Genomic DNA, 24,778 nt, shown 5'->3' with positions numbered 1-24,778 from the left:
TTAGCGGGCTTTTTACTGGAATGTGGCGGAGTGCTCAGGTCTCACACGACTAGGGATTTAGAAATCCCGCAATTTTCCAAGCGCCAGAACGACGAAAGCTCGTTGATTTCTCAACGAGCTTTCTAAATGTGGCGGAGAGATAGGGATTTGAACCCTAGATACGCTATTAACGTATGCCGGTTTTCAAGACCGGTGCTTTCAACCACTCAGCCATCTCTCCGTTGCGGGGCACATAATATGTTGTGGCATAGAACTTGTAAAGCATTGATTAGCGGCAAATGAACTGTTTGCCTGTTTTGTAATCAGTGGTTACTGTGCTGTTGCGCATGAAAGGTGAAAGAAAGAGAGCGGAAATCGCTAGATAGTAGAGCAATGACTTTAATGATGACTTGTATAATAAAATAGCGTTTTATTGGTAAGTTTATGAAATTAAAGGATAACTAGGCTTTGAGTATACATGTGTTCGCCCGAAAGTATTTGCAACAGAATGTGAACTAATTCAAAATTAACTGGTATAGCCAGTTGTGCTGAGTTTCTCTAAGGGTATTTATGAAGGTCACGAATCTATTTAAAGACAAAGTTGGTGCGATTTCTGCTCATCAATCAGAGTTTATGAATTGGATGTCTCCAACGCTGCGCGATTATTGGAGTGACTTCTTAGGTAGGGCACAAAACAGTTTCCTCTTTTCCAAAGTACGCGATCATCAGCAACCAGCGGTGAATGAGGAAGTTATCCCTCAACCTGAACCGATCGTACTTAAGCCAGAAGCCCAAGTTCTATTCGATGAGCTTAGCGAAAAAATTGGCGAAGTGATCCATGTTGGTGATTGGGTTCACGTATCTCAAGAGCGTATTAACCAATTTGGTTCGGTAACAGAAGACATGCAATGGATTCATACTGATCCAGATCGTGCCGCGACCGAGTCCCCATTTAAGACAACGATCGCTCACGGATTTCTAACGCTAGCGCTGCTGCCTAAGTTGACTGATTCTGTTGACCCAGAAAAGCCAATGTTTCCAACAGCGAAACTGGTTGTGAACCTTGGTTTGAATCAAGTTCGTTTTCCATATCCAGTCAAAGCAGGCAATAACGTACGCGCATCAAGCACATTAACGAAGATCACTCCAATTAAGAAAGGTCTTGAGATTGAGCGTGAGATAAAAGTAGAAATTGAAGGGATACGTCGCCCAGGTGCGGTTGTTGTATCCGTAATTCAACTGCACTTCTAAGCAAAGAATTGATAAAAAAAGAGAGCTAAAATTAGCTCTCTTTTTTTGTTTTTACTGGCTGAAGCTCTTAACCGGTGTGTAGCCATAATCGGCAATGGCTTTTTGTCCTGTTTCAGACTTTAAGAATGAAACGAACTCTTTTCCTGCTTTATCTAATCCATCAACTTTGTACAAGATTAAGAAAGGGCGTGCCAACTTGTACTTATGACTCGCGATATTTTTTGCTGATGGTGTAGTTCCTTCAAACTGAATAGCTTTTACCGACTGATCGACAGAGCCTACTGAGATAAAACCAATGGCATGAGGGTTGTGGTTCACGATGGTTTTTACCATGCTATTGCTGTTGACCACTAAGTTGTTTGGGCTGATATCTGAGACAAGACGGTCGTTCACGACTTTAGTTAGGCCAAGTAAGCTTTCAAAGCTATAACGAGAACCTGAAGAGGCTTCACGTGTTACCACGGCGATCGGCTGATCATTGCCGCCCACTTGTTGCCAGTTATTTATTTTTCCTTTGTAGATATCAAAAAGTTGCTGTTCTGAAAGGTTATCTAAAGAGTTGGTACGGTTAACAACAACGGCTAATCCATCATAGGCGATGGGAATGACGTTTAAGTCTTCACCTTTTTCTCTTTGGGTGAGGTATCGCGAACTCATGCCGATTTCAACCACACCTTTATTTACCATAGTGATCCCGGCGGTAGAGCCAATGCCCTGTACAGCGATGTAGTTATCTGGGTGGACTTTATTGTATTCCTCGGCAATAACATCCATAACACGGGCAACAGACGTTGAGCCAGAGATATTGATTTCCTTCGCGATTGCCAAAGGAGCAGACAGAGCCATGGCTAAAATACTTGCCATAGTTAAACGTAACATATTGAACTCCAAAAATAGTATACAGCAGCGCATATGATATTTCGTTCAGGTTACACTTTTGTGAACGGGAAATACGATTGCCAAATAGTTCTGGTTTACACTGCTCTTAGTTGGTAGGTTCAACCTATACTGATGTTAGGTTCTAGGAGTATCTCTATGTCCGTTTCTCGATTGGCTATGAGTCGACTTAATAAAGCGATTCAAACATTTTGTTCTAAGCGAAATGCTAGCTTACCTGTTGAGTTAGGAAAAAGTTTGTATCAGCCAATTGATAATGGTGTAGAGCTATACCATGCGCACTACTTGCTAGATTCTCAACATAGTGAATACACATCTTCCATTGCGCGTATACTCTTTCATGAAGACACGCAAACATGGCTGTTTTTTGTTCCTAGCGAAGGGGAAAAAGAAGGCAGCGAGTGGGTACCTTATTCAAGCTTGCCACGCTGTAAAGAGCTTGAGGATCTTATTGCGGAGTTAGAGTCCGATCCTCAAGCATGTTTTTGGCAATAATTATCGAGTGATTTGGTTTCGGAAATCTTTCGGTGTCATGTTGTACACAGATTTGAACGCTGTACTAAAATGAGCCGCACTTTTGAAACCAGAATCGAACGCAATTTGCGTGATTGATTTTTGCGATACTCTTAGCTGAGTAGCAGCATAGTTAATACGCTTTACCTTTAGTATATGTGAGAAAGACATGTCATCAGCTGCTAAGCGTCGCTTCAATGTCGCGATAGACATGCCTAATTCAGCGGACACTATCTCAAGTGTGATATCTTTCTCGATGTTTTTCTCAATATAGTCGATGATTTTTTGTGAATCACTCAGATGACCTGCGTTGTTAATAATACTAAGAAGGTTAGGTTGAACTTCGGCCATCATTGCAATTAACGCCAACGCTAGGTGGCATTGAGCTAATTCATTCTTCTGTTTAGAAACTAAGCTCACTAATAGGTCTTTTGCTACCGCGATGTCGCCGTACTGATTTGAATCAAACGGGTAGAACAGTCTTGTAGAGGCTGTTGAGGCCGCTCCTTCAAGTTGGTGAAGGTTAGACAACAATTCGCTATCAAAGACTAGGGCGGTTGCTTGAAAGCCATTCTCACCAGCTTGTGACTCAGCAGTAAGTAAGTCTTCTGAGTTATAAAGCGCGAAGTCCCCAGCTTTCCATTCCATTTCTTGCCCATCGGGCTGGTGGACAAGCAGTGAACCCTCTTCAACAATGTACAAGCCATTATGCGGAGTTGTGTATCGTTCACTTTTTCTAGCAGTAAAATGATTAAAACGTAGTATCTGTATATTCGGCATAGGCTCTTATGTCTTTTACAAAAACAAAAAAGGCGCTCATTTGAGCGCCTTTTTTAACGAACAGCTGTTATTCGCTTACTGTCTCTTTGGCATCAGTTGCCGGAGCGTCAGCAAATACTTGTGTTGGTTTAGCGACCAAACTGCGATTCTCTTGATTCACATCAGTTAGAATAACTTCTAATGTATCACCCAGTTTGTATACCACTTCTTTATCGATCGAAACAGTACCGTTGTCGCCATTGCACTCAATTCTTTCTTTATTATCAAGAATCAAGCTACCAGGAATAAAGGCTGCTGCGCCATTTTCGAGAAGTCGGACACGTGCTCCCGCACGATTAATGTCAAAAATCTCACCTGTGAAACACGTTTGCTTGTTTGGCTCGTCTGCAAGAGTACGTGCGTATAGCCAATCAGAGACATTTCGTTCAGCGATTTTATGATGCTTACGATGCAATGCTAGCTCTTCGCCAACTTCATCATCTGGTGTTTGGATCGGTTCTTTGTTTAGAATCACGGCTTTTAGCATGCGATGATTGATCATATCGCCGTACTTACGAATTGGTGATGTCCAAGTAGCGTAGATGTCCAATCCCATTGCGTAGTGAGGCAGTGGTTGGTTACCCACTTCACTGTAAGTTTGGAATTTACGAATGCGATTATCTAGGTACGAGCTTTCTTGAACACCCAACCAGCGGCGTAGCGCAGCAAAACCTTCTAATGTGGCGATAGATTCCGCTGTGAACTCAAGCGTGCCTTCAGGGTTTACCATTTGAACGACGTCTTCGATCTTTTCTGCTTTCAAACCTGCGTGCGTGTTGAAGACGCCCGTTTCAAACTTGTCACGAAGTGTACGGCCAGCACAGATGTTTGCGGTGATCATAGACTCTTCAACTAGGCGGTTTGCACTGCGACGCATGTCAGCGTGGATTGCTACAACGTCGTTGTCTTCGCTTAGTTCGAAGCGGTAGTCTGGACGATCTGGGAATACAACTGCGTTCTTTTCACGCCAATCTGCACGAGCAAGTGAGAAGTCATACAGGTCACGAACGATAGTTGCGATCTCTTCTGATGGCTGCCATCTGTCTGAGCTGCCGTTTTCTAACCAATCAGAGACGTGGTCGTATGCAAGACGTGCGTGAGATTTGATGTTTGCAGCGAAGAAGTTGATGTCATCACCAATTACGCCATCTTTGCTTACTGTAACTGTACAGCAGATAGCAGGGCGGATTTCACCTTCGATTAGAGAACATAAGTTGTCCGCTAGATCACGAGGCAGCATTGGGATGTTGCGACCTGGAAGGTAGATGGTGTAGCCACGCTCACGGGCGACTTTATCCATATCATCTTCAGGTGTGATGTACGCGGTTGGATCCGCGATTGCGATAGTCAGTTCGAAATCACCAGATTCTGTTTTTTTCGCGTACAGTGCATCGTCCATATCTTTGGTTGATTCACCATCGATAGTTACGAAAGGAACGTGAGTCATGTCGACGCGTTCTAGATCTGCGTCGTCTTTCAGTTCCCAGTTTTCGATGCCTGCTGGCTCAGAGTTTGGTAGATCGTTTTGAGCAAGCGTTACCCACCAAGGAGCAATCTTGTCGTTTGAATCAGTAATCTTCTCAGAAATTTCTACGAAGAAAGTGTTATCGCCTTTAAGAGGGTGGCGAATAAGATGTGCGACAACCCAGTCGCCTTCTGCGAATTCGTCAGGTTTTAGACCTTTCTTTAGCTTCGCTTTAAGAGATAGCTTTTTAAGCTGTGGGTGATCAGGTGCAACGTTTAGCTTGCCTTTGAACATTTTTACTCGGCCAATAAAGCGAGTTACGGCTTGTTCTAGCAGCTCTTGTGGTTCTGCAACTTCACGTTCGTTTTCCGTGCGGATGATGGCAACCACTTTGTCGCCGTGCATGCACTTCTTCATGTACGCTGGTGGGATGAAGAAGCTGGTTTTGCTATCCACTTCCAGGAAGCCAAAGCCTTTATCAGTTGCTTTGACTGAGCCTTCTTTTTTAGGCAGATTTTCTTGGATTTGCTGCTTAAGCTGAGCTAATAGTGGGTTATCTTGAAACATCTTTTTTTTAACTTACCAATGGAGTTGGGCACACTATAATCATTGCGCGCTATTATTACTACTGAAAGCGCGCAAATTCGCCCCTGTTTATTGACTGTTTTGTTGAATATTCATCATCGACAGCCCTTAAAAATAGGGGATAGGTGGAAATTTACGCGAATAATACCATTAGTGAGAATAAATTGTGATGTAATTCAATTTTTTCTGGCTTTTTTTATGCATTTAAGGAATAATCCGCCTCCCTTAGTCGTCCCTAATGGCTTATCGCGGTTGTGTACTGTACTAATTCCCTTTCTGAATGGATTTAGTAACTGGATGAATCAGTATCGAATTGGAAGAGCATATGGGACTGTTTTTTTGTTTAATTAAGTAGGATCCCAATGCAAGATTCTGTTATTCAATTCAGCGATTTATCTCTGAATGATTCTATCCTTTCTGCTCTAGACGGAATGGGTTTCGTGTCACCAACTCCAATTCAGGCTGCGGCAATCCCACACCTATTGGAAGGTGCTGACGCGCTGGGTAAAGCACAGACGGGTACAGGTAAAACGGCAGCATTCTCTCTGCCTCTTCTAAACAAACTAGATCTAAACCAACGTAAACCACAAGCAATCGTTCTTGCTCCAACTCGTGAGCTAGCGATTCAGGTTGCGGCTGAGATGAAGAACCTTGGTAAAAACATCAAGGGTCTTAAAGTTCTAGAAATCTACGGTGGTGCATCTATCGTAGATCAAATGCGTGCTCTTAAAAATGGTGCACACGTTGTTGTTGGTACTCCTGGCCGTGTTCAAGACCTTATCAACCGTGAACGTCTACATCTAGACGAAGTTAATACTTTCGTACTTGATGAAGCGGACGAAATGCTAAACATGGGTTTCGTGGACGACGTAACTGCTATCATGGAGCACGCTCCTGAGTCAGCTCAACGCGTTCTGTTCTCTGCAACTATGCCACCAATGCTGAAAAACATTGTTGAGCGCTTCCTACGTGATCCTGTCACTGTTGACGTTGCTGGTAAAAACCACACTGTAGACAAAGTTCAACAACAGTTCTGGGTAGTGAAGGGTGTAGAGAAAGATGAAGCTATGTCTCGTCTTCTTGAAACTGAAGAAACTGACGCGTCAATCGTATTCGTACGTACTCGTCAAGACACTGAGCGTCTAGCTGATTGGCTATCTGCACGTGGCTTTAAAGCTGCAGCACTGCACGGTGATATTCCTCAGTCTCTACGTGAGCGTACTGTTGATCACATCAAACAAGGTGTTATCGACATCCTAGTTGCAACTGACGTTGTTGCTCGTGGCCTAGACGTTCCACGTATTACTCACGTATTTAACTACGACATCCCATTCGATGTTGAGTCTTACATCCACCGTATCGGTCGTACTGGCCGTGCAGGACGTAAAGGTAAAGCGATCCTTCTAGTTCGTACTAACCAAATCCGTATGCTTCGCACTATCGAGCGTGTAACTAAGTCATCTATGGAAGAAATCCAACTTCCTCTACGTGACCAAGTTGCAGAAGCTCGTCTAAACAAGCTAGCGGCTGAACTGGAAGCAGAGAAAGAACACAAAGCACTAGACAAGTTCGCTGAGCTTGTAGAGAAACTACAAACTTCTCTAGAAATCGATCCAGCGATGCTTGCTGCAATGCTTCTTAAGCGTCAGCAAGGTAAACGTCCTCTATTCTACATTGGCGAAGACCCAATGGTAGAAGCAATTGAACGTGACAAGCAACGTCGTAAAGAGCGCCGTGAAGGTGGTCGTGACGGCGGTCGTAACTTCAACAACCAAGACTGGGATACTTACCAGCTTCAAGTTGGTCGCGAGCAAGGCGTTCAAGTTAAAGACATCGTTGGCGCTCTAGCAAACGAACTAGGTCTAGGCAAAGGTTCTATCGGTGCGATCAAGCTAGCGCAAGGTCACACATTCGTACAGCTACCTAAAGCAATGACTTCAGACGCTGCGAACAAGCTAAGCAAACTACGTATCCGTCAACAAGATGTTGGTGCTGTAGTATGTGACTTCGATGACTTCCGTGAGTCTCGTGGTGGTCGCCGTGACGGTGGTCGTCGCGATGGTGGTCGTCGTGATGGCGGTGGTTACCGTGGTAACCGCGATGGCAACCGTGAAGGTGGTCGTCGTGAAGGCGGCCGTCGCGAAGGTGGTTTCCGTGGTAACCGTGACGGTAACCGTGAAGGTGGCGAACGTCGTTTCGATCGCAACCGTGGTGGGGATCACCGTGGTGCACACCGTGGCGAACGTGGTCACAGCCGTGGCCGTCGTACACAAGACGCATAATAGCTGCACACTATTGCATTAAAAAATAGTTGAATTTGAAAGCCGAGCACTTAGCTCGGCTTTTTTGTCTCTGCTTATCTATCTCACCCATTCAAAAAAATTCGTAATATTTTTGCTTTATTCTTCATTTATTGACGTTTTTAAGTGTCTGATTCCACTTTAGTTGAGTGAGGTAATATATTTCACGGCTAAAATAAATTTTAAAATTGCGTTAGATCAACAAAAATCACGCAAACGAACAACTAACTCTAAAAGATAGTTGAAAGATTAAAAAATTATTGAATAATAGGTCTTACAAACAAGAAGTACACAGCGCAACTGCGCAATTACAACCTTTGCTCCACAACAGGAAACTATTTCATGTCTAATTCGTTTGTACTGGTGATCAACTCTGGTAGCTCATCACTAAAATTTGCGGTAATCGACTCTCAATCTGGCGATGCTGTATTGAGTGGTTTGGGCGAGTGCTTTGGTCTTTCAGACGCTCGTATGAGCTGGAAATTCAACGGTGAGAAATTTGAGTACGCTATTCAGGGCGATGAGAATCACCATCAACTTGCAGTAGCAAAGTTAGTTGAGTTAGTAAAAGAGTACAAATTAATTGAAGATGTTGTTGCTGTTGGCCACCGAGTGGTCCACGGCGGTGAGAAGTTTACTAAAACAGTTCGTTTAGATGAGTCTGTTATTGCAGACGTAGAAGCGCTAAGTGATTTAGCTCCTCTACATAACCTTGCTCATGCGATTGGTATGCGTGCTTCAATGGCGGCATTCCCTGAGCTACCTCAGTTTGCTGTATTTGATACTGCTTTCCACCAAACAATGCCTGCAAAAGCTTACACTGGCGCAATCGCGAAAGAACTTTACACGGACTTCGGTATTCGTCGTTACGGTTTCCACGGTACTAGCCACTACTTCGTAAGCCGTGAAGCTGCGAAGATGATCAACAAACCAGTTGAAGAGTCTAGCTTCATCTCTGTTCACTTAGGTAACGGTGCTTCTGTTTGTGCAATTAACAACGGCGAATCTGTTGATACGTCTATGGGCTTCACGCCACTGTCTGGTCTAATGATGGGTACACGTTGTGGTGACCTTGACCCAGGCATCATTGAGTACCTACTTAAGAAAGGTTGGTCTCAAGAGAAAGTGTTCAACTCACTGAACAAAGCTTCTGGCTTCTTAGGCGTGTCTGGCCTAACAAGCGATGCTCGCGGTATTTTGGAAGCGATGGAAGAGGGTCACGAAGGTGCAACTCTAGCATTCCAAGTATTCACTTACCGTGTGTCTAAATACATCGCGTCTTACCTTGCTGCTTTAGATTCATTCGACGGCATCATCTTCACAGGCGGTATCGGTGAAAACTCAATGCCAATTCGTAGTGAAATCCTGAAGAACCTAAAACTGCTAGGTTTTGTTGAAGATGTGAAAGGTAACGAAGATGCTCGATTTGGTAACGCAGGTGTTGTTGCTACATCTGAGTTGCTAGGTGCGAAAGCACTAGTTATTCCTACCAACGAAGAGTGGGTAATCGCTCAACAGTCGGTAGAACTGCTGTAAAACGGCAGAATTTTGGGAACTAAGTTAAAGCCCTTTCCGGTTGGAAAGGGCTTTTTTTGTGGTTGGATTCTACAAGTTATTACCGAATATTGATGTTGTTATCACGCCTGTCATACATGTCTGGCGTGGTGTGAAGCCCGCCAGCGTACCCAGCCGCTTCCAGTGTTTCTCTCACTTCTCGAACATCCTCAGCGGTAACCTCTTGTTGTTGGTCTCCGAGGTGTTTACGTACAAAGGTAATTAGCTCGGCTAAACTGGCGTCAGAGAGGATATCCTCAAAACTCGCCATCGGCATAAAGTTGCGCTCTGGGTCGATGTAGGTGGGTTGTAAGCCACGCACTGTTACAGCAATGGTGTTGAATGGGTCGCTGTGCATGATAATGCCATTGTTTAGCAATGTTGGTGCAATTGGGTTACGTCCTTTACCATCGTTGCCGTGACAAGCGCCACAAGTCTGTTTATAGACGGTGTAGATTGGAGCTTGATAGGCGGCGTCATTGAATCCTTTAGGCTCTAGTGGTACAGCGTCGGCGGCAATAAAATTGTTCACATCGCCACTGAGCAAGTAGTAGGACATGGATTCAATGTCTTCACGCGTCATTAAACTCAAGCTGTTCTTCACGACATCCGCCATCCCGGCAAACGCGGTGCCTTTGTCTGAATGGCCAGTGTGTAAGAAGTCGGTCAACGTCTTTTTATCCCAACCACCAACGTACAACTCTGTTGAGGTAATATCAGGCGCATTCCAGCCGTCTATCAAGTTACCTTGGAAGATGCGCTCAGGAATTAGGGCTTGAGCAATGTTACGCGGCGTGTGGCATTCTGAGCAGTGTCCTAAGCCTGCTACCCAATATTTGCCTTTCTGCCACTTCTCAACATCTTCCACGTGCCCTTCAAGTTCTTGCGGCAAGCTGTAGTCAATTGGGTCAGTATCCATAAAGACGATATTCCAACCAAGCAAACCAAGACGGATGTTAGACGGGAACATCATATGGTTTTCATCGTTACGACGAGCCACCGCGGGGATAGATTGCATGAACTCCCACAAATCCGTCATATCTTGTTCCGTGAGGTATTGATAAGACGTGTAGGGCATAGCAGGATACAGGTAACCATGTTTACCTTTCCCTTTCACAAGCGCATCTCGGAAGTCATCATAATCATACTCACCGATACCTGCACTAGCATGGGGCGTGATGTTAGTGGAGTAGATGGTGCCAAATGGGGTAACGAATGGCAGACCGCCGGCAAAAGGTTCGCCGCCTTCTGCACTATGACAAGCCACACAGTCCCCGGCATGGGCTAGGTACTCACCGCGTTTAACCGACTCAGCATTCAGCGCTGCGAGTTTCTGCTCTTGCTCTTCACCCGCTTTACGGATGTAAGCACCAAGCGCGAGGATTTCGTGCTCAGAAAGTTGGTTTTCAAACGCAGGCATTAAGTTGTTTAAACCGTAATTGATGGTGTGTTGAATCTCCTCGATACTCCCGCCGTGTAGCCAGACACTGTCTGATAGATCAGGCACACCCGTTTGTTGATTTGCTATCGAGCCGTCACCATGGCATGACGAGCAATATTCGACGAACAAACTCTTACCTAATTCAACTTTCACTTCTGGCACGTCACTGTGTCGCTGATTAAGGGATGCAAGGTAATAGGCGACTTTGTCGACTTCGTCTTTCCTCATGACCTCTACCCAACCGGGCATGGCGCCGTTACGACCTTTGGCGATGGAGTGAATCAGAGCTTCGTCATCGCCGCCATACATCCATTCTTTATCGATCAGGTTAGGGAAGTGCTTTTGGCCCTGAGCGTTGTCTCGGTGACAAGCGGCACAATGGGTTTGAAACAGGATTCGACCAGAGCGGACGATATCTTCGTTTTGTGCCAATGCGTCGAGCGACGAGTCCGTAACTTGGCTAAATTGTTCATCAAGCGTCGTTGACGGTGCGCTGAGTTTATCGTCACTTTGATCGTAATTTGCCAAACCTTTCCATTCGCCTAAACCCGGATATAACACTAGGTATCCTGCTGACAACAGAAAGGCGACTGCGTAACTGGCAAACAGTAACTTGGGTGGTGGTGCGTCTTTTTCGTCAATGCCATCAAAGGAGGCAATGGTGTGTTCTTGGTCTGCTTTATGGTTGCTACGCCAATATTTGACGATGACAGATACCATTAATATGAAGAAGACAATTGTGGCGGCAATTGTCCACCAGTTCCAGAATGTGCTCATTGTGCCACCTCCTGTGCTGTGTCTTGACCAAGGCTTTGAAGATAACGAATCAGAGCTTCCGCTTTGGTTTTACCGCGTATTTGTAATCTCGCGTCTGAGATCTCTTGGTCGGTGTAGGGCACGCCCAACGTACGCAGCGTTTCCATCTTGTTACCAATGGCGTTACCAGACAATGTCTGTTCAAACAACCAAGGATAAGCTGGCATGATGGATGTCGGAACGACTTGGCGTGGGTCGATAAGATGCAACACATGCCATTGGTCCGAATACTTACGCCCAAGATTGGTCAGATCTGGGCCAGTGCGTTTGGAACCCCACAAGTTAGGGAACTCGTAAATATCATCGGACTCTTGGTTCGCGCGTCCGTTACGTTTGATTTCGGGTTCTAGCGGGCGAACCATCTGCGTGTGGCACACATGGCAACCTTCGCTGATGTAGATATCGCGACCAGCAAGCTCCAACGCAGTTAACGGCTTCGCTAAACTGCCTTTGGCGATGTCGTCAGTACGCAGGATGTTAGGCACTACCCAAACTGCAAGAGAGAAGGAAGCTACAACAACGGTGGTGATGATCAAGATGATCACTGAATGCGTAAAGTCTTTGCTCATCTTATGCCTCCTTCGCTACCAGTACGGACGGAGAGCGTACGGTCTTGTACAAGTTGAATGCCATCAGGAACAAGCCGAGCACAAAGAGCGCACCACCAAAGAAGCGTAGGAACAACCATGGTGCTTTAAAGTTCATGGCTTCGATAAAGCTGTATACCAGCTCACCATTCTCGTTCTGAGTGAGCCACATGTAGCCTTCACCAATACCGGCCACCCAAAGTGCGATGGCATAAATGGCAACACCTGCATGGGCAAGCCAGAAGTGCCATTTGATCAGTCGCTTCGACCACAGTTCCGTTTTGTTCCACAAACGTGGGATGAAGTAGTAGAACACCGCAATGCCAGACATGCCCACCCAGCCTAATGCGCCAGAGTGAACGTGTCCGATCACCCATTCGGTGTTGTGCGCCAGCATATTGAACCAGCGAATCGCCAATAGAGGTCCTTCAAATGTGGCCAAGCAGTAGTAAAGAATTGCTGAGAAGAAGAACAGGCAAATATAGTCAGACTTGAGCTTCTCTTTGTTTTGTAGAAGTGTCATCGCACTGTTGAAAGCGCCTGCCCAAGAAGGAAGCCAAAGGATGAGAGACATGATGATGCCAATGTTTTGCACCCAAACCGGTACCGACGAGTAAACCAAGTGGTGTGTACCAGCCCAAGTGTAAAAGCCAACTAAGCCCCAAAAATGGATCACAGACAAACGATAAGAGTAGATAGGACGATCAGCGGCTTTAGGAATGAAATAATAGTTCATCCCAATCACACCCGCAGTCAGCAAAAATCCTACCGCGTTATGACCCCACCACCATTGGACAATGGCATCTTGTGCACCAGCAAAGACGGAATAGGATTTCATCAGTGAGACGGGCATTGCGAGATTGTTTACGACGAAGATCATCGCAATCACGATAATGAAGGCGGCAAAGAACCAGTTTGCTACAAAGATATGGTCTACTTTGCGCTTGGCAATCGTGCCAAAGAACAGCACGGCATAAAGCACCCATACCAAGACGATTAAGACGTCGATTGGCCATTCCAACTCCGCATATTCTTTTGATGTCGTGTAGCCAGCGGGTAGGGTAATAAGCGCCAAGAGCAGAACGAGTTGCCATCCCCAGAATACCATCCAAGACAAGCTCTGGTTGAACAAATTACAACGGCCAGTACGCTGGGCAATGTAGAGCGAAGCACCCATTAAAATGTTTACGACAAAGCCGTATATCACTCCAGATGTGTGTAGAGGTCTCAGACGACCGAATTGGAAATATTGCGAATCAAAGTTCAGAATGGGCCAGTACAACTGCGCAGCTAGAATGACGCCGATGATCATCCCCGCAATCGCCCAAACCAACGATGCCAACACAAAATACTTCACAACTTGAGTGTTGTATTGAGTAGTTGTTTGTTCCATAAGAACGCTCCTCGTTTAAGGCTGGGGCTCGTTATCTGACGGTGAATGCTCGTTCCCTAACTGCGAATAATAGTGCGCAATGTCTTCTATATCTTGGTCAGACAGGGCGTCGGCTTGCTGCTGCATGAGCACCGCCAACCCACTAGTCCGCTCCCGCGCTTTGTAATCTTTCAAAGAAGAGATCAGGTAACTTTTTTTCTGACCGCGTAGGTTTGGATAGGCGTCGATGGTAGAGATCCCGTCAGCACCGTGACATGTCATACATACTTTCGCTTTTTCTTTACCAACCTCAAATTGCTCGTCGACTTTGGCGTCAGATGCGAAAGTGAAAGGAGAGAAGCACATCGTGGCGAGGAGAGCCGCCTTTATACCTGTGCTCATGAAATGCGTGTTCTTTAATCTCATCACTGTTTCCCTAGTAAATTGAATGCGTTTTTCACTAACTTGGGCTATGAAAGCCAGCGCTTCGCTCTTATTTGTGAGATGAATGAACTGGCGTGTTTCTTATATTTGTAAGTTAAAGAGTAAGCAGGTACTGGCAATATCGCTATGTACAAGCCGATTTAGTTATGAATTTTATTAGTAATACGTGCTGGCACAGCGGATTGGACAAAATCAGCGCCAATAAAACTAAAGTGAAAATAGATGCTTAGCTTTTGGCGTTTGAAAAATGGTGGGTTTTGTATGATTTGTTCGTATTTGGGGTGTTTTAAAAAGAACAGTAGAAATTGAAAACCGCTCATGGTTTTAAGCAAGAGCGGTTTGAGAATAAGAGAGCTTGGGAAACAAACTATCGACCGCGATAGATCATCATGTCATAGACGTGCGTGACAGAAATTGGGTCGGCTTCGATGTAGCTTAAGCGAAGGGAGCTAACAAGACTAAACAGTGAGCCCAGTGCGATAGGCGCAATAATAAGCAGGGCAATCAGAATGAAAAAGAGTACGGTTGAATGTCTCATAAAGCACCTCCTGACGACTGTTTTACTCCGTTGTTATTTTAACATTTCGTGCCTAGTTTAGAGTCAGGTTATTCCTTAATCTATTTGAGTTTTTGCCTAAGATTTCAGCGCCGATTTTGATGACATCAAGTCACGAAACAATGATTGGATTTCATAGTAATTTACTCGATGATAACTAAGTCACACTGTATACTGTGCGCGTTTCGCAAACGTTAGCACTCCTCAGTCTAAGTACACATTTAGTTCAGCATTTGCGATGTAAATATAACTATCTAATACACATTAAAATTAATGATGTACGAACCCTGACGATTGCTTCGCTGGGTCTTTTTTGTGAGTAATTATGCTTAACTCTGAACGCAAAGCTGCATTCGTGCTCGTCGCAACTACGATGATCGCGGCACTAGGGTGGATCTTCTCTAAAGAAACCATTCAAGGTCTTCCACCATTTGGATTTATTGGGCTGCGATTTACCATCGCTTCTTTGTGCTTGTTACCGCTGTGTATCAAGCCGCTTCGTGCTGCCAATAAGAAAGATATTTTTGCCGCGGCAGGCGTTGGTGTGCTTTTGGGAGGCGCGCTGATGTGCTGGATTCATGCTATTTCAATCAGCGACACCCTAGGCGAGGGCGCATTCATCATGAGTTTATCGATGCTGTTTGTGCCAATCGTTGCTTGGGTGATGTTTCGTCAAAGGCCGCAACGCATTTTCTGGATCTCTCTGCCCATTGCTATCATTGGTCTAGGATGCTTATCGCTGGCTGGTGGTTGGCAACAATCTTCTAGTCAGCTTTGGTTCTTGGGAGCCGCTCTCATGCTGGCTTTACACTTCAACGTAAACAGTAAGTACTCGCAGAAATTGCCGGTATTGTTGCTAACGTGTATTCAGCTGTTTGTGACAGGCTTGATTGGTTTACTTATTTCATCTTTGGTGGAGACGGTGCCAACTGAAGTGTCGACGTCTATCTGGATTTGGTTTGCTCTGAGCACGCTCTTGGCAACCAGTTTGCGATATGTGATGCAAACCATGGGACAGAAGTTTGTTCAGGCTGGCAATGCAGCACTGATTATGATCCTTGAGCCGGTATGGACGGTAGTTTTGAGTGTGATTTGGTACGGTGAAGTGCTAACTTCCAATAAACTGGTTGGTTGTGCGCTTATCTTATTTTCGTTGGTCATCTACCGAACTGGTGGCAAACTCCGTTTTCTCAAACGCGCTTAAACTAAACTTATAAAGCCAGTGATAACGTTATTGCTGGCTTACGGACTCTCTTACTTTTCCTCTGGCAGGACGCTTATTGATGGCAAATACAGAATATCAAGAAACGCTCGATTTACTCGATAAACTTAGTGTCTGCCTTTATCGCCTTGGCATCACCTTGTTTGCTGTCGCACTACTTTGTTTTTCGATAATCGTTTCTGGGGCTATCACTAGCTCGCTATTCGTTTACCAAGCCTCTTTAATTGCACTCTGTGTTGCAAGTGCTCTGTCTGCGGCAAATATCCACGTTTATAACAAACATGTGCGTGCTGCTATCAGTTGGGCATCTTGGATTGGCTTGGTACTGATGGTGAGTGACTTGGAGTTTCAGCGCACTTGGTTAGGGCTAGGCTTTATCTTTGTGACCTTTTCGGGCATTGCACTTAAAGAGTCTTTTTGCTTTAAAGTGCCAGGCTTAAAGATGGTGCCTGTATTTCTCGCAGTCGCGACGTTTGCATTGTGGTTTAACCTTCCAATTCTTGCAGCCATCACTATGTTGTTGGCTGGATTGGTCATGGGCTTCCTGTCTTTTGCTAAATGGCGTATGCCGCTGCATTTCGATATTGGTATCAAAGCGAATTACGAGATCTAACGCAGCTTTAACGCCAGAGAGACTTTAGAGGTCGGCTGGCGGTTTAATTCTTCACTGATCATCCATCCGGCTTTGGCGAGCAGTTCCAAGTCCACGCCTGTTTCTATTCCTAAACCTTGGCAAAGGTAGAGCACATCTTCGGTGGCTACATTGCCTGATGCGCCATGAGCATAAGGGCAGCCTCCGAGGCCTGCCACACTGCTGTCGATGGTACTGATGCCCATCGTTAAGGCTTGGTAGATATTCGCCAGAGCTTGTCCCCATGTGTCGTGGAAATGCACAGCGAGCTTGTCGGTTGGGACTTTTACTTGCACTGCTTCAAGCATTTCAGCGATGCGAATGGGCGTACCTGTGCCTATGGTATCTCCCAGCGAAACCTCATAGCAGCCCAGTTCTTGCAAAAGATTGGCGATTCTAGCGACTTGTTCTGGTTTGGTTGGCCCATCATAGGGGCAATCAACAACGCAAGATAGGTAACCACGAACCGGAATACCATGTTTTGCAGCCAATTCAATCACTGGTTCAAAGCGAGTGAGACTCTCAGCAATGGAGCAATTAATGTTGTACTGACAGAATCCTTCAGATGAAGAAGTAAAAATAGCGACTTGTGTAGCACCGGCTTCTAACGCCTTCTCAAAACCTTGCACATTAGGTGTTAACGCTGAATAGATGACGTTGTGGCGGTGAGTAATATTTTTCATTACCTCCAGCGAATCAGCCATTTGTGGCACCCATTTGGGAGAGACAAAAGAGCCAGCCTCAATGTGGGTGAGTCCGGTATCCGAAAGTAAATCGATTAAGCGGATTTTGGCATGTGTGGAGACAGGTGATTCGTTTTGCAAACCGTCTCTCGCGCCAACTTCAACAATATTTACCTTACTTGGCAATTTCATTCTTTATCCTTATTTGACTTGAGTGCCCAATCGGGTGTGCGTTTTTCCAGAAAGGCTTGTAAGCCATCTTGTCCATGTGGCGATACGCGGATGTCGGCGATCAGTTGGCTAGTGTATTGGATAAGCTGACCATCAATTGGGTTTTGATGACACTGATGGCACAAGTCTTTCGCTTTACGCATTGCATCAGGGCTATTGAGCAGCAACGATTCAATCAAGCTTTCTACAACGGTTTCGATGTTGTCCAGCTTATGAACCTCATGCACAATGCCAAACTTTTCTGCTTTAGCTGCGTTAATCACTTCGGCGCTGAGTATGTAACGACGAGCTTGTCGGTTGCCCATTGCTCGCATCACATAAGGAGAGATGGTAGCGGGTACCAACCCCAGTTTTACCTCACTCAAGCAGAAGTTGGCATTGTCCGCAGCGATTGCAATATCACAGCAACAAATCAAACCTAATGCGCCACCAAAGGCAGAACCTTGCACAACCGCAATCGTGGGTTGAGGGAAGCCATCTAAGGTGTGCATCAAGCGTGCGAGGTTCTGTGCGTCCTCAAGATTTTGTTTTCTAGTGCTGTTTGCCATGGATTTCATCCAGTTTAAATCAGCACCTGAAGAGAAGTGTTTGCCATTGCTGCGTAAAACCAAGCAGCGAACGTCGGTGCGCAAAGCGAGGTAGTCCAGCCTGTGGATCAGCAGATCAATCATGCAGGCATCAAACGCATTGTGCTTCTCTGTGCGATTGAGCGTAAGCGTTGCGACGCCGAATTCATCGACGTTCCAAAGTACTTCGTCTTGTCGCTTTGTATTGGGGATGATACTTGGTTGATGATCCTGCATGTGACGTCCTTTCTTCTCTACATTCTGAATATGCCAAAGTTGCTATCAGGAATTGGTGCGTTGAGCGATGCTCTTAACGCTTGAGCTAGCACCTGACGTGTCTCTTTCGGGTCGATGATGCCGTCATCCCATAAACGTGCGCTGGCGTAGTAGGGATGTCCCTGAGACTCATACAAGTCTACGATAGAATCTCGGAATGCACTTTCTTCTGGTTCTGGCCAGTCTTCACCTTGGCGCTTTTTCACTTCTCGACGAACTTGAGTGAGCACACCTGCGGCTTGTTCTCCGCCCATTACCGAGATTCGCGCGTTCGGCCACATCCACATCATGGTAGGGTCATAAGCGCGACCGCACATGCCGTAGTTGCCTGCGCCGTAAGAGCCGCCAATAATCACGGTGAACTTGGGCACATCCGCACAGGCGACTGCCATCACCAGTTTCGCGCCGTGTTTGGCAATTCCTTCCGCCTCAAGCTTTTTGCCCACCATAAACCCAGTGATGTTTTGCAAAAACAGTAGGGGGGTTTTGCGCTTGGCACACAGCTCAATAAAATGTGCGCCTTTCTGTGAGGACTCTGAAAACAAGATGCCGTTGTTTGCCACAATGCCAATCAGGTTGCCGTGGATTCGGGCGAAACCGCACACTAAAGTCTTGCCATAAAGTGCCTTAAATTCATCGAAGTCTGAGTCGTCGACCACGCGAGCGATGATCTCTCGAACATCAAAAGACAAGCGAAGGTTCGCATTGACGATGCCGTACATCTCTTCGGCGTCATAACGTGGTGGTAATACCGGTTTGTCGCTTTGAACGGGGAGTGATTGATTGGTATTCGAGATGGCTTCGCGCGCAAGCTGTAATGCGTGCTGGTCATTTTCTGCATAGTAATCGGCAACGCCAGACTTGCGACAGTGCACATCGGCACCGCCTAGCTCTTCATCCGTGACGATCTCTCCGGTTGCTGCTTTCACTAGCGGTGGACCAGCCAAGAAGATGGTGCCTTGCTCTTTGACCATAATGGAAACGTCCGACATGGCTGGTACATAAGCGCCACCAGCGGTACAAAGCCCCATCACCACTGCAACTTGAGGAATGCCTTGCGCCGACATTCTTGCTTGATTGAAGAAAATACGTCCGAAGTGTTCCTTATCAGCAAACACTTCCGCTTGGTGAGGTAGATTCGCCCCTCCGGAATCGACCAGATAGACGCAAGGCAGTTGGCAGCGTTGGGCGATCTCTTGAGCGCGCAGATGTTTTTTCACCGTGAGTGGGTAATAGGTGCCGCCTTTCACTGAGGGGTCGTTGGCGATCACCATGCATTGAATACCTTCAATGGTGCCAATACCAGCAACGACACCTGCGCAAGGTATCGACTCTTCATATACATTCCACGCGGCGAATTGTCCAACTTCAAGAAACTCGCTGCCTTCATCCAAAAGGTGCATGACGCGTTCACGAACTGGCAGCTTTCCTTTTAGGCGTTGACGGTCGATAGCTTTCTGTCCGCCACCCTGTTTGATGGCTTTGATATTGGCATTGAGGTTGTTCACCAACTCGGTCATGACCGCTTTGTTCGACAAGAACAGCTCGTCGGTTGGCTTGGTTTTACTTTTAATGATTGCCATAGTGACTTCCTTGTCGACGGGTTAGCGAGACTCTTCGAATAGCTCTCGTCCAATCAGCATGCGGCGGATTTCAGATGTGCCAGCGCCAATCTCATACAGTTTGGCGTCGCGTAATAAACGTCCGGTCGCGTATTCGTTGATGTAGCCGTTGCCGCCTAATAGCTGAATAGCGTCGAGCGACATTTGTGTGGCAAGTTCGGCGCTGTAAAGAATCACGCCAGCGGCATCTTTACGTGTGCATTCACCTCGGTCACATGCTGCTGCGACAGCATAAACATAAGCTTTGGCGGCGTTCATGCGTGAATACATGTCAGCAAGCTTTCCTTGCACTAATTGGAATTCACCGATGGATTTACCGAACTGTTTGCGATCATGAACATACGGAACCACCTCATCCATACAGGCTTGCATGATGCCAAGCGGTCCAGCGGCGAGTACCACGCGTTCGTAATCCAAACCGCTCATCAACACTTCAACCCCCCGGTTTAATTCGCCCAACACATTTTCTTTAGGCACGATACAATCTTGGAACACCAATTCGCAGGTGTTGGAGCCGCGCATGCCAAGTTTGTCGAGCTTCTGCGCATGGCTAAAGCCATCAAACTCTCGCTCAATAATGAAAGCGGTGATACCGCGAGAGCCGCCATTAGGATCGGTTTTCGCGTAGACGACTAAGGTGTCGGCATCGGGACCGTTGGTGATCCACATTTTATTGCCATTCATCAGATAGTGATCGCCTTTGTCTTCAGCACGAAGCTGCATGCTAACCACGTCAGAACCTGAGTTCGGCTCACTCATGGCTAGTGCGCCAACGTGAGAACCATCGATGAGTTTAGGCAGGTATTTTTCTCGTTGAGCAGGGGAGCCATTGCGAAAGATTTGGTTAACACAAAGGTTGGAATGTGCGCCGTAACTGAGCGCGACAGACGCCGAAGCTCGGCTGATCTCTTCCATTGCAACAACATGAGCAAGGTAGCCCATGCCTGCACCACCGAACTCTTCGTCAACGGTCACGCCGAGCAAACCCATTTCACCAAACTTGGACCACAAATGATTGGGGAATTGGTTGTCGCGGTCGATATCTGAGGCGATGGGAGCGATATGCTCGGTGGCAAACGCGTTGACGTGGTCTCGGAGCATATCGATGGTTTCACCAAGCCCAAAATTAAGTGGGGTGTAGCTGCTTTTCATAACATTTCCCTGTTGCGAGTACTGCGGTTTTTAGGGTCTGTTGATCTTTCGCGGTTAAATTTTGTTCGAGATAAAATCGTTTTAGGGGAGGCAAGGAGTGTGTCGCCTAGTCATTCTAAGCAAATACTCCTTAACAAAGCATAAAACGATTTTAGCCGAACCCTTTGGGCAGCGTTTGTTGGTCATTTCTACTTCGTTATCGACTTCTCATGTAGGCTAACTACACATCAAAGTCTCTGCCTAGTATAAATGCCCAACAATTCGCTGCAAAAATCAGCTCGAAAGGTCAACAGACCCTAGTACAAATAAGGTTCGAGTTACACTGCTTGGGCTTGGAATTTATTACTGTTTTTTGTTTTTATTGCTCACTAACTCAGAGCTATTGGCTTTATTGTTGCTCAGCGCTTGTTTACATCGCTCTTTGGCGGTTTCTAGCTCGTTCATCACGACGCTAATGTCATCGAGCTGTTGCTGTAAGTGTGCTTGTTTTTCATCAATGATGGTCAACATTTTGAGCAGTTGCCCATCGCTTTGCTGGGTATCGTACAGCTCGAACAATTCTCGAATTTCTGCAAGTGAAAAGCCCAATCGCTTGCCACGTAAAATCAGCTTGAGACGGATCTTGTCTCTACGTTGATAAACGCGAATGTTGCCTTTTCGTTCTGGCTCTATCAGCCCGACATCTTCGTAAAAACGAATGCTTCGGGTGGTAATGTCGAACTCCTTGGCGAGGTCACTAATCTTGTATTTATCCACTCGGCTTGTCCCTTTAAGTAAAAGTTTTGGCTTCTTAAAATCCCGTCATGCATTTATCCAAAAGGCCTGATATCGGTCTTCGCAAAAAACAGGAGAAAAAATTATGTTGTTATTAATGTGTTTCTTTACGTTTACGTAAATGTTAGTGCTATGCTTACGTAAACGTCAAGAAATCACAGTGCGAAAATTCATCGTTTTATGAGAGGCTGGAGTAACAACACATTCTGTGTGAAAGCTCCGTGGTAGCAGGTGTGAGGGATGAGTTCGTGAACTGTGAATTATCGTCAGAAGGGACGAGATCATGGGAAACGACATCTGGATTGTCAGTGCAAAGCGAACGCCAATCGGGCGATTTCAAGGTCAGTTACAAGGTTATTCAGCGCCTCAATTAGGGGCATTTGCTATCAAAGCGGCAATGGATGCGAGCGGTGTTAGCGAAATCGACGAAGTCTACATGGGCTGCGTATTACCCGCGGGGTGCGGACAAGCACCAGCCAGACAAGCGGCGTTAGGTGCAGAGCTTCCGCTTACCACAGGCAGCACCACCATTAACAAAGTGTGCGGCTCGGGAATGAAGAGCGTCATGCTGGCTCACGATCTTATCAAAGCGGGTAGTATTCGAAGTGCTATTGCTGGTGGGATGGAAAGCATGACCAACGCACCGTATCTGCTCAAAGAAGCACGCAACGGCATGCGAATGGGTCATCAATCTACCTACGACCACATGTTCCTCGACGGTCTTCAAGATGCGTATGAAGGGCATTTGATGGGAGTCTATGCGCAGCAAACGGCTGACCGTTCTGAGTTTACCCGTGAGCAAATGGATGAATGGGCGATCCTATCCGCGACAAGAGCATTGGAAGCGCAAGAGCAGCGTCTGTTTGACGATGAAATCTCGCCGATAGAAATCACGACACGTCATAACACTTCAATTTTGGATTACGACGAGCATCCTCGCTCGATTAAGCTCGACAAAATTCCTCAACTCAAACCTGCTTTTGATAAGAACGGCTCGGTGACCGCAGCAAACTCTAGTGCGATTTCTGACGGGGGGGCAGCGTTAGTATTGATGGATTCTCAAGTCGCACAGCATCAAGGCTTAACGCCATTAGCAGTCATCAAAGGGCACTCAACCCACGCCAGAAAGCCTGCTGAATTTACCCTCGCGCCAGTGTTTGCGATGGAACAGCTACTCTCTCAACTTGATTGGTCGGTAGACGACGTTGATCTTTGGGAGATCAATGAAGCCTTCGCCGTTGTCACACAAATCGCGGTACGCCAACTGGGCATCGATAAAGGCAAAGTAAACATCAAAGGTGGGGCGTGTGCGCTTGGGCATCCAATTGGTGCAAGTGGTGCTCGTATCTTGGTGACTCTCATTCATAGTCTACGCCAACTGCAAACGCTTGGTGTAGATGGTGACAGCAACAATAAAAAGGTGATGCGAGGTGTTGCATCACTGTGTATCGGTGGTGGTGAAGCCACTGCCATTGGTATCGAGATACCGCTTTAAATCCAATTATCAAATAACGTAAAGAAGGACTAGATTATGACTCGCACGGTTCCCTTATTCATCGATGGTGAGTTTCGTGAATCTCAAGCAACGGATTGGGTAGAAGTGACAAACCCTGCTACCAATGAAGTGATTGCGCGCTTGCCGTGTGCTACGGATGAAGAGATGCACGCGGCAATTGAAAGTGCAAAAGCCACCTTTACCTGTTGGAAAGATGTCGCCGTTTCTGAGCGCGCTCGCTTGATGCTGCGCTATCAACATCTACTTAAAGAACATCATGATGAATTGGCGACGCTACTTTCTCACGAAACAGGCAAGATCTTTGCGGATGCCAAAGGGGACGTATGGCGTGGTATTGAAGTTGTCGAGCAAGCTGCCAATATTGCCAGCAATATGATGGGAGAAACCGTCGAGAACGTTGCGACCGATATCGACAGTTATTCGCTGATCCAACCGCTTGGGGTGTGCTGTGGTATTACGCCGTTTAACTTCCCCGCCATGATCCCTTTGTGGATGTTCCCAATTGCGATTGCGAGCGGTAATACCTTTGTTCTTAAACCTTCTGAGCAAGTGCCTCTCACGTCAATTCGCTTGGCTGAACTGTTCGAAGAAGCGGGTGCACCAAAAGGTGTGCTACAAATCGTGCACGGTCGTAAAGAGCAGGTCGATTTGCTGCTGAAACATCCCGATATCCAAGCCGTTTCTTTCGTTGGTTCTGTACCCGTAGCGCAATACATTTACACCACAGGTACACAGAACTTCAAACGTGTTCAAGCCTTTGCTGGCGCGAAAAACCATATGGTAGTGATGCCAGATGCGAACAAAAACCAAGTGGTGAACAACTTAGTTGGCTCTTCGGTTGGTGCGGCAGGGCAACGTTGTATGGCGATATCTGTCGCTGTGTTTGTAGGTAGTTCGAAAGAGTGGATTGCCGACCTAAAGCAAGAAATGGCGAAAGTGCATCCCGGCGCTTGGGATGACGAAAATGCCGCTTACGGTCCTTTGATTAGCGCACAAGCAAAACAGCGTGTGCTTGGTTTGATTGAAGAAGGCAAACAACAAGGGGCGGTGTGTGAACTTGATGGTAGCCAATGTGAAGTGGAAGGCTTCCCAGAAGGTAACTGGGTCGGTCCGACTTTATTCAGTGGCGTCACTACCGAGATGTCGATTTACACCCAAGAAATCTTCGGGCCTGTTTTGGTGTGTATTGAGGTCGACACGTTACAAGAAGCGATAGAGCTCGTGAATCGCAACCCATACGGCAACGGCACTTCCATCTTCACTGCGAATGGTGCGGCGGCGAGAAAGTATCAACATGAGATTCAAGTCGGACAGGTAGGGGTGAACGTGCCGATTCCAGTGCCTTTGCCATTCTTCTCGTTTACGGGGTGGCGCGGCAGTTTTTACGGTGATTTACACGCCTACGGCAAACAAGCGGTGCGCTTCTACACCGAAACCAAAACCGTGACGGCACGTTGGTTTGATGACGATATCCCAACCGGTCCAAACCTCACCATTAACTTGCGCTAACGAAGTAAGGAGCTCAT

21 protein-coding genes and 1 tRNA gene are annotated in these 24,778 nt (G+C 46.4%); 8 read left to right on the top strand and 14 right to left on the bottom strand.

Annotation, left to right across the window (positions count from 1 at the left end; translation table 11 throughout):
- Nucleotides 1-129: 129 nt before the first annotated feature.
- Nucleotides 130-220: transfer RNA gene (locus BSZ04_RS01240), tRNA-Ser, on the bottom strand.
- Nucleotides 221-549: 329 nt separating this feature from the next.
- Between BSZ04_RS01240 and BSZ04_RS01235 the strand changes: the two genes are divergently transcribed.
- Nucleotides 550-1,230, top strand: coding sequence for a MaoC family dehydratase (locus tag BSZ04_RS01235; protein WP_088879273.1), 681 nt, complete (start codon nt 550-552; stop codon nt 1,228-1,230).
- 51 nt (nt 1,231-1,281) lie between these two features.
- Here BSZ04_RS01235 and BSZ04_RS01230 read toward each other — a convergent pair whose 3' ends face one another.
- On the bottom strand, nt 1,282-2,109 hold the full coding sequence (locus BSZ04_RS01230) for a phosphate ABC transporter substrate-binding protein (RefSeq protein WP_010451480.1): 828 nt from the start codon (nt 2,107-2,109) through the stop codon (nt 1,282-1,284).
- A 156-nt stretch (nt 2,110-2,265) separates the two neighbouring features.
- Here BSZ04_RS01230 and BSZ04_RS01225 point away from each other — a divergent pair, with 156 nt between their 5' ends.
- Entirely contained in the window at nt 2,266-2,622 is a 357-nt protein-coding gene (locus BSZ04_RS01225; RefSeq protein ID WP_088879272.1) for a DUF3024 domain-containing protein, read from the top strand.
- Here BSZ04_RS01225 and BSZ04_RS01220 read toward each other — a convergent pair whose 3' ends face one another.
- Nucleotides 2,623-3,420 carry a helix-turn-helix transcriptional regulator gene (locus BSZ04_RS01220; protein ID WP_038888091.1) on the bottom strand — a complete coding sequence of 266 codons (798 nt, stop codon included), beginning with the start codon at nt 3,418-3,420 and terminating at the stop codon, nt 2,623-2,625. It lies immediately after the preceding gene.
- A 67-nt stretch (nt 3,421-3,487) separates the two neighbouring features.
- A complete protein-coding gene (gene rnb / locus BSZ04_RS01215) occupies nt 3,488-5,491 on the bottom strand; it encodes an exoribonuclease II (RefSeq protein WP_038888089.1) in 2,004 nt (667 codons plus the stop codon).
- Nucleotides 5,492-5,871: 380 nt separating this feature from the next.
- On the opposite strand from rnb, the gene BSZ04_RS01210 reads away from it, so the two are divergent.
- Both BSZ04_RS01210 and BSZ04_RS01205 read left to right on the top strand, forming a co-directional pair.
- Nucleotides 5,872-7,791 (top strand): DEAD/DEAH box helicase, encoded by a 1,920-nt coding sequence (locus BSZ04_RS01210; protein ID WP_088879271.1) that lies wholly within the window; start codon nt 5,872-5,874, stop codon nt 7,789-7,791.
- 360 nt (nt 7,792-8,151) lie between these two features.
- Nucleotides 8,152-9,345 (top strand): acetate/propionate family kinase, encoded by a 1,194-nt coding sequence (locus BSZ04_RS01205; protein WP_010451490.1) that lies wholly within the window; start codon nt 8,152-8,154, stop codon nt 9,343-9,345.
- Nucleotides 9,346-9,424: 79 nt separating this feature from the next.
- On the opposite strand, the gene BSZ04_RS01200 is transcribed toward BSZ04_RS01205, so the two are convergent.
- The 5 genes from BSZ04_RS01200 to BSZ04_RS24985 form a co-directional block, all read right to left on the bottom strand.
- Complete coding sequence (locus tag BSZ04_RS01200; protein WP_088879270.1) at nt 9,425-11,581, bottom strand: cytochrome c; 2,157 nt, start codon at nt 11,579-11,581, stop codon at nt 9,425-9,427.
- Nucleotides 11,578-12,189, bottom strand: coding sequence for a cbb3-type cytochrome c oxidase subunit II (locus tag BSZ04_RS01195; protein WP_010451493.1), 612 nt, complete (start codon nt 12,187-12,189; stop codon nt 11,578-11,580). The genes BSZ04_RS01200 and BSZ04_RS01195 overlap by 4 nt, the downstream gene beginning before the upstream one ends.
- A gap of 1 nt (nt 12,190) precedes the next feature.
- Complete coding sequence (gene ccoN, locus BSZ04_RS01190) at nt 12,191-13,600, bottom strand: cytochrome-c oxidase, cbb3-type subunit I (RefSeq protein ID WP_088879269.1); 1,410 nt, start codon at nt 13,598-13,600, stop codon at nt 12,191-12,193.
- A 15-nt stretch (nt 13,601-13,615) separates the two neighbouring features.
- On the bottom strand, nt 13,616-14,005 hold the full coding sequence (locus tag BSZ04_RS01185; RefSeq protein ID WP_045382574.1) for a c-type cytochrome: 390 nt from the start codon (nt 14,003-14,005) through the stop codon (nt 13,616-13,618).
- Between the two features lie 385 nt (nt 14,006-14,390).
- On the bottom strand, nt 14,391-14,561 hold the full coding sequence (locus BSZ04_RS24985) for a hypothetical protein (RefSeq protein ID WP_167381295.1): 171 nt from the start codon (nt 14,559-14,561) through the stop codon (nt 14,391-14,393).
- A 343-nt stretch (nt 14,562-14,904) separates the two neighbouring features.
- Here BSZ04_RS24985 and BSZ04_RS01180 point away from each other — a divergent pair, with 343 nt between their 5' ends.
- Together BSZ04_RS01180 and BSZ04_RS01175 are read left to right on the top strand one after the other, a co-directional pair.
- The gene (locus BSZ04_RS01180; RefSeq protein ID WP_010451502.1) at nt 14,905-15,783 is read left to right on the top strand and encodes a DMT family transporter; all 879 of its coding nucleotides are present in this window, start codon (nt 14,905-14,907) and stop codon (nt 15,781-15,783) included.
- Between the two features lie 79 nt (nt 15,784-15,862).
- Entirely contained in the window at nt 15,863-16,414 is a 552-nt protein-coding gene (locus BSZ04_RS01175) for a DUF2301 domain-containing membrane protein (RefSeq protein ID WP_045386832.1), read from the top strand.
- On the opposite strand, the gene BSZ04_RS01170 is transcribed toward BSZ04_RS01175, so the two are convergent.
- The 5 genes from BSZ04_RS01170 to BSZ04_RS01145 form a co-directional block, all read right to left on the bottom strand.
- Nucleotides 16,411-17,307, bottom strand: coding sequence for a hydroxymethylglutaryl-CoA lyase (locus tag BSZ04_RS01170; protein WP_038886883.1), 897 nt, complete (start codon nt 17,305-17,307; stop codon nt 16,411-16,413). The genes BSZ04_RS01175 and BSZ04_RS01170 overlap by 4 nt on opposite strands.
- Entirely contained in the window at nt 17,304-18,149 is an 846-nt protein-coding gene (locus tag BSZ04_RS01165; protein ID WP_088879268.1) for an enoyl-CoA hydratase-related protein, read from the bottom strand. Before BSZ04_RS01165 ends, BSZ04_RS01170 begins: the two co-directional genes overlap by 4 nt.
- A gap of 17 nt (nt 18,150-18,166) precedes the next feature.
- Nucleotides 18,167-19,771: a carboxyl transferase domain-containing protein gene (locus tag BSZ04_RS01160; RefSeq protein WP_088879267.1), complete on the bottom strand. Its 1,605-nt coding sequence runs from the start codon at nt 19,769-19,771 to the stop codon at nt 18,167-18,169.
- A gap of 21 nt (nt 19,772-19,792) precedes the next feature.
- Complete coding sequence (locus tag BSZ04_RS01155) at nt 19,793-20,962, bottom strand: isovaleryl-CoA dehydrogenase (protein WP_088879266.1); 1,170 nt, start codon at nt 20,960-20,962, stop codon at nt 19,793-19,795.
- A gap of 342 nt (nt 20,963-21,304) precedes the next feature.
- A complete protein-coding gene (locus tag BSZ04_RS01145; protein WP_088879265.1) occupies nt 21,305-21,718 on the bottom strand; it encodes a MerR family transcriptional regulator in 414 nt (137 codons plus the stop codon).
- 301 nt (nt 21,719-22,019) lie between these two features.
- On the opposite strand from BSZ04_RS01145, the gene BSZ04_RS01140 reads away from it, so the two are divergent.
- On the top strand, nt 22,020-23,231 hold the full coding sequence (locus BSZ04_RS01140; protein ID WP_088879264.1) for a thiolase family protein: 1,212 nt from the start codon (nt 22,020-22,022) through the stop codon (nt 23,229-23,231).
- A gap of 36 nt (nt 23,232-23,267) precedes the next feature.
- Nucleotides 23,268-24,761, top strand: coding sequence for a CoA-acylating methylmalonate-semialdehyde dehydrogenase (locus tag BSZ04_RS01135; protein WP_010643729.1), 1,494 nt, complete (start codon nt 23,268-23,270; stop codon nt 24,759-24,761).
- Nucleotides 24,762-24,778 lie beyond the last annotated feature (17 nt).

It is taken from the genome of Vibrio rotiferianus (assembly GCF_002214395.1).
Taxonomy (GTDB): Bacteria; Pseudomonadota; Gammaproteobacteria; order Enterobacterales; family Vibrionaceae; genus Vibrio; species Vibrio rotiferianus.
Note: the sequence above shows the minus strand (reverse complement) of the source record. Positions and strands in the feature narration are given on the sequence as shown.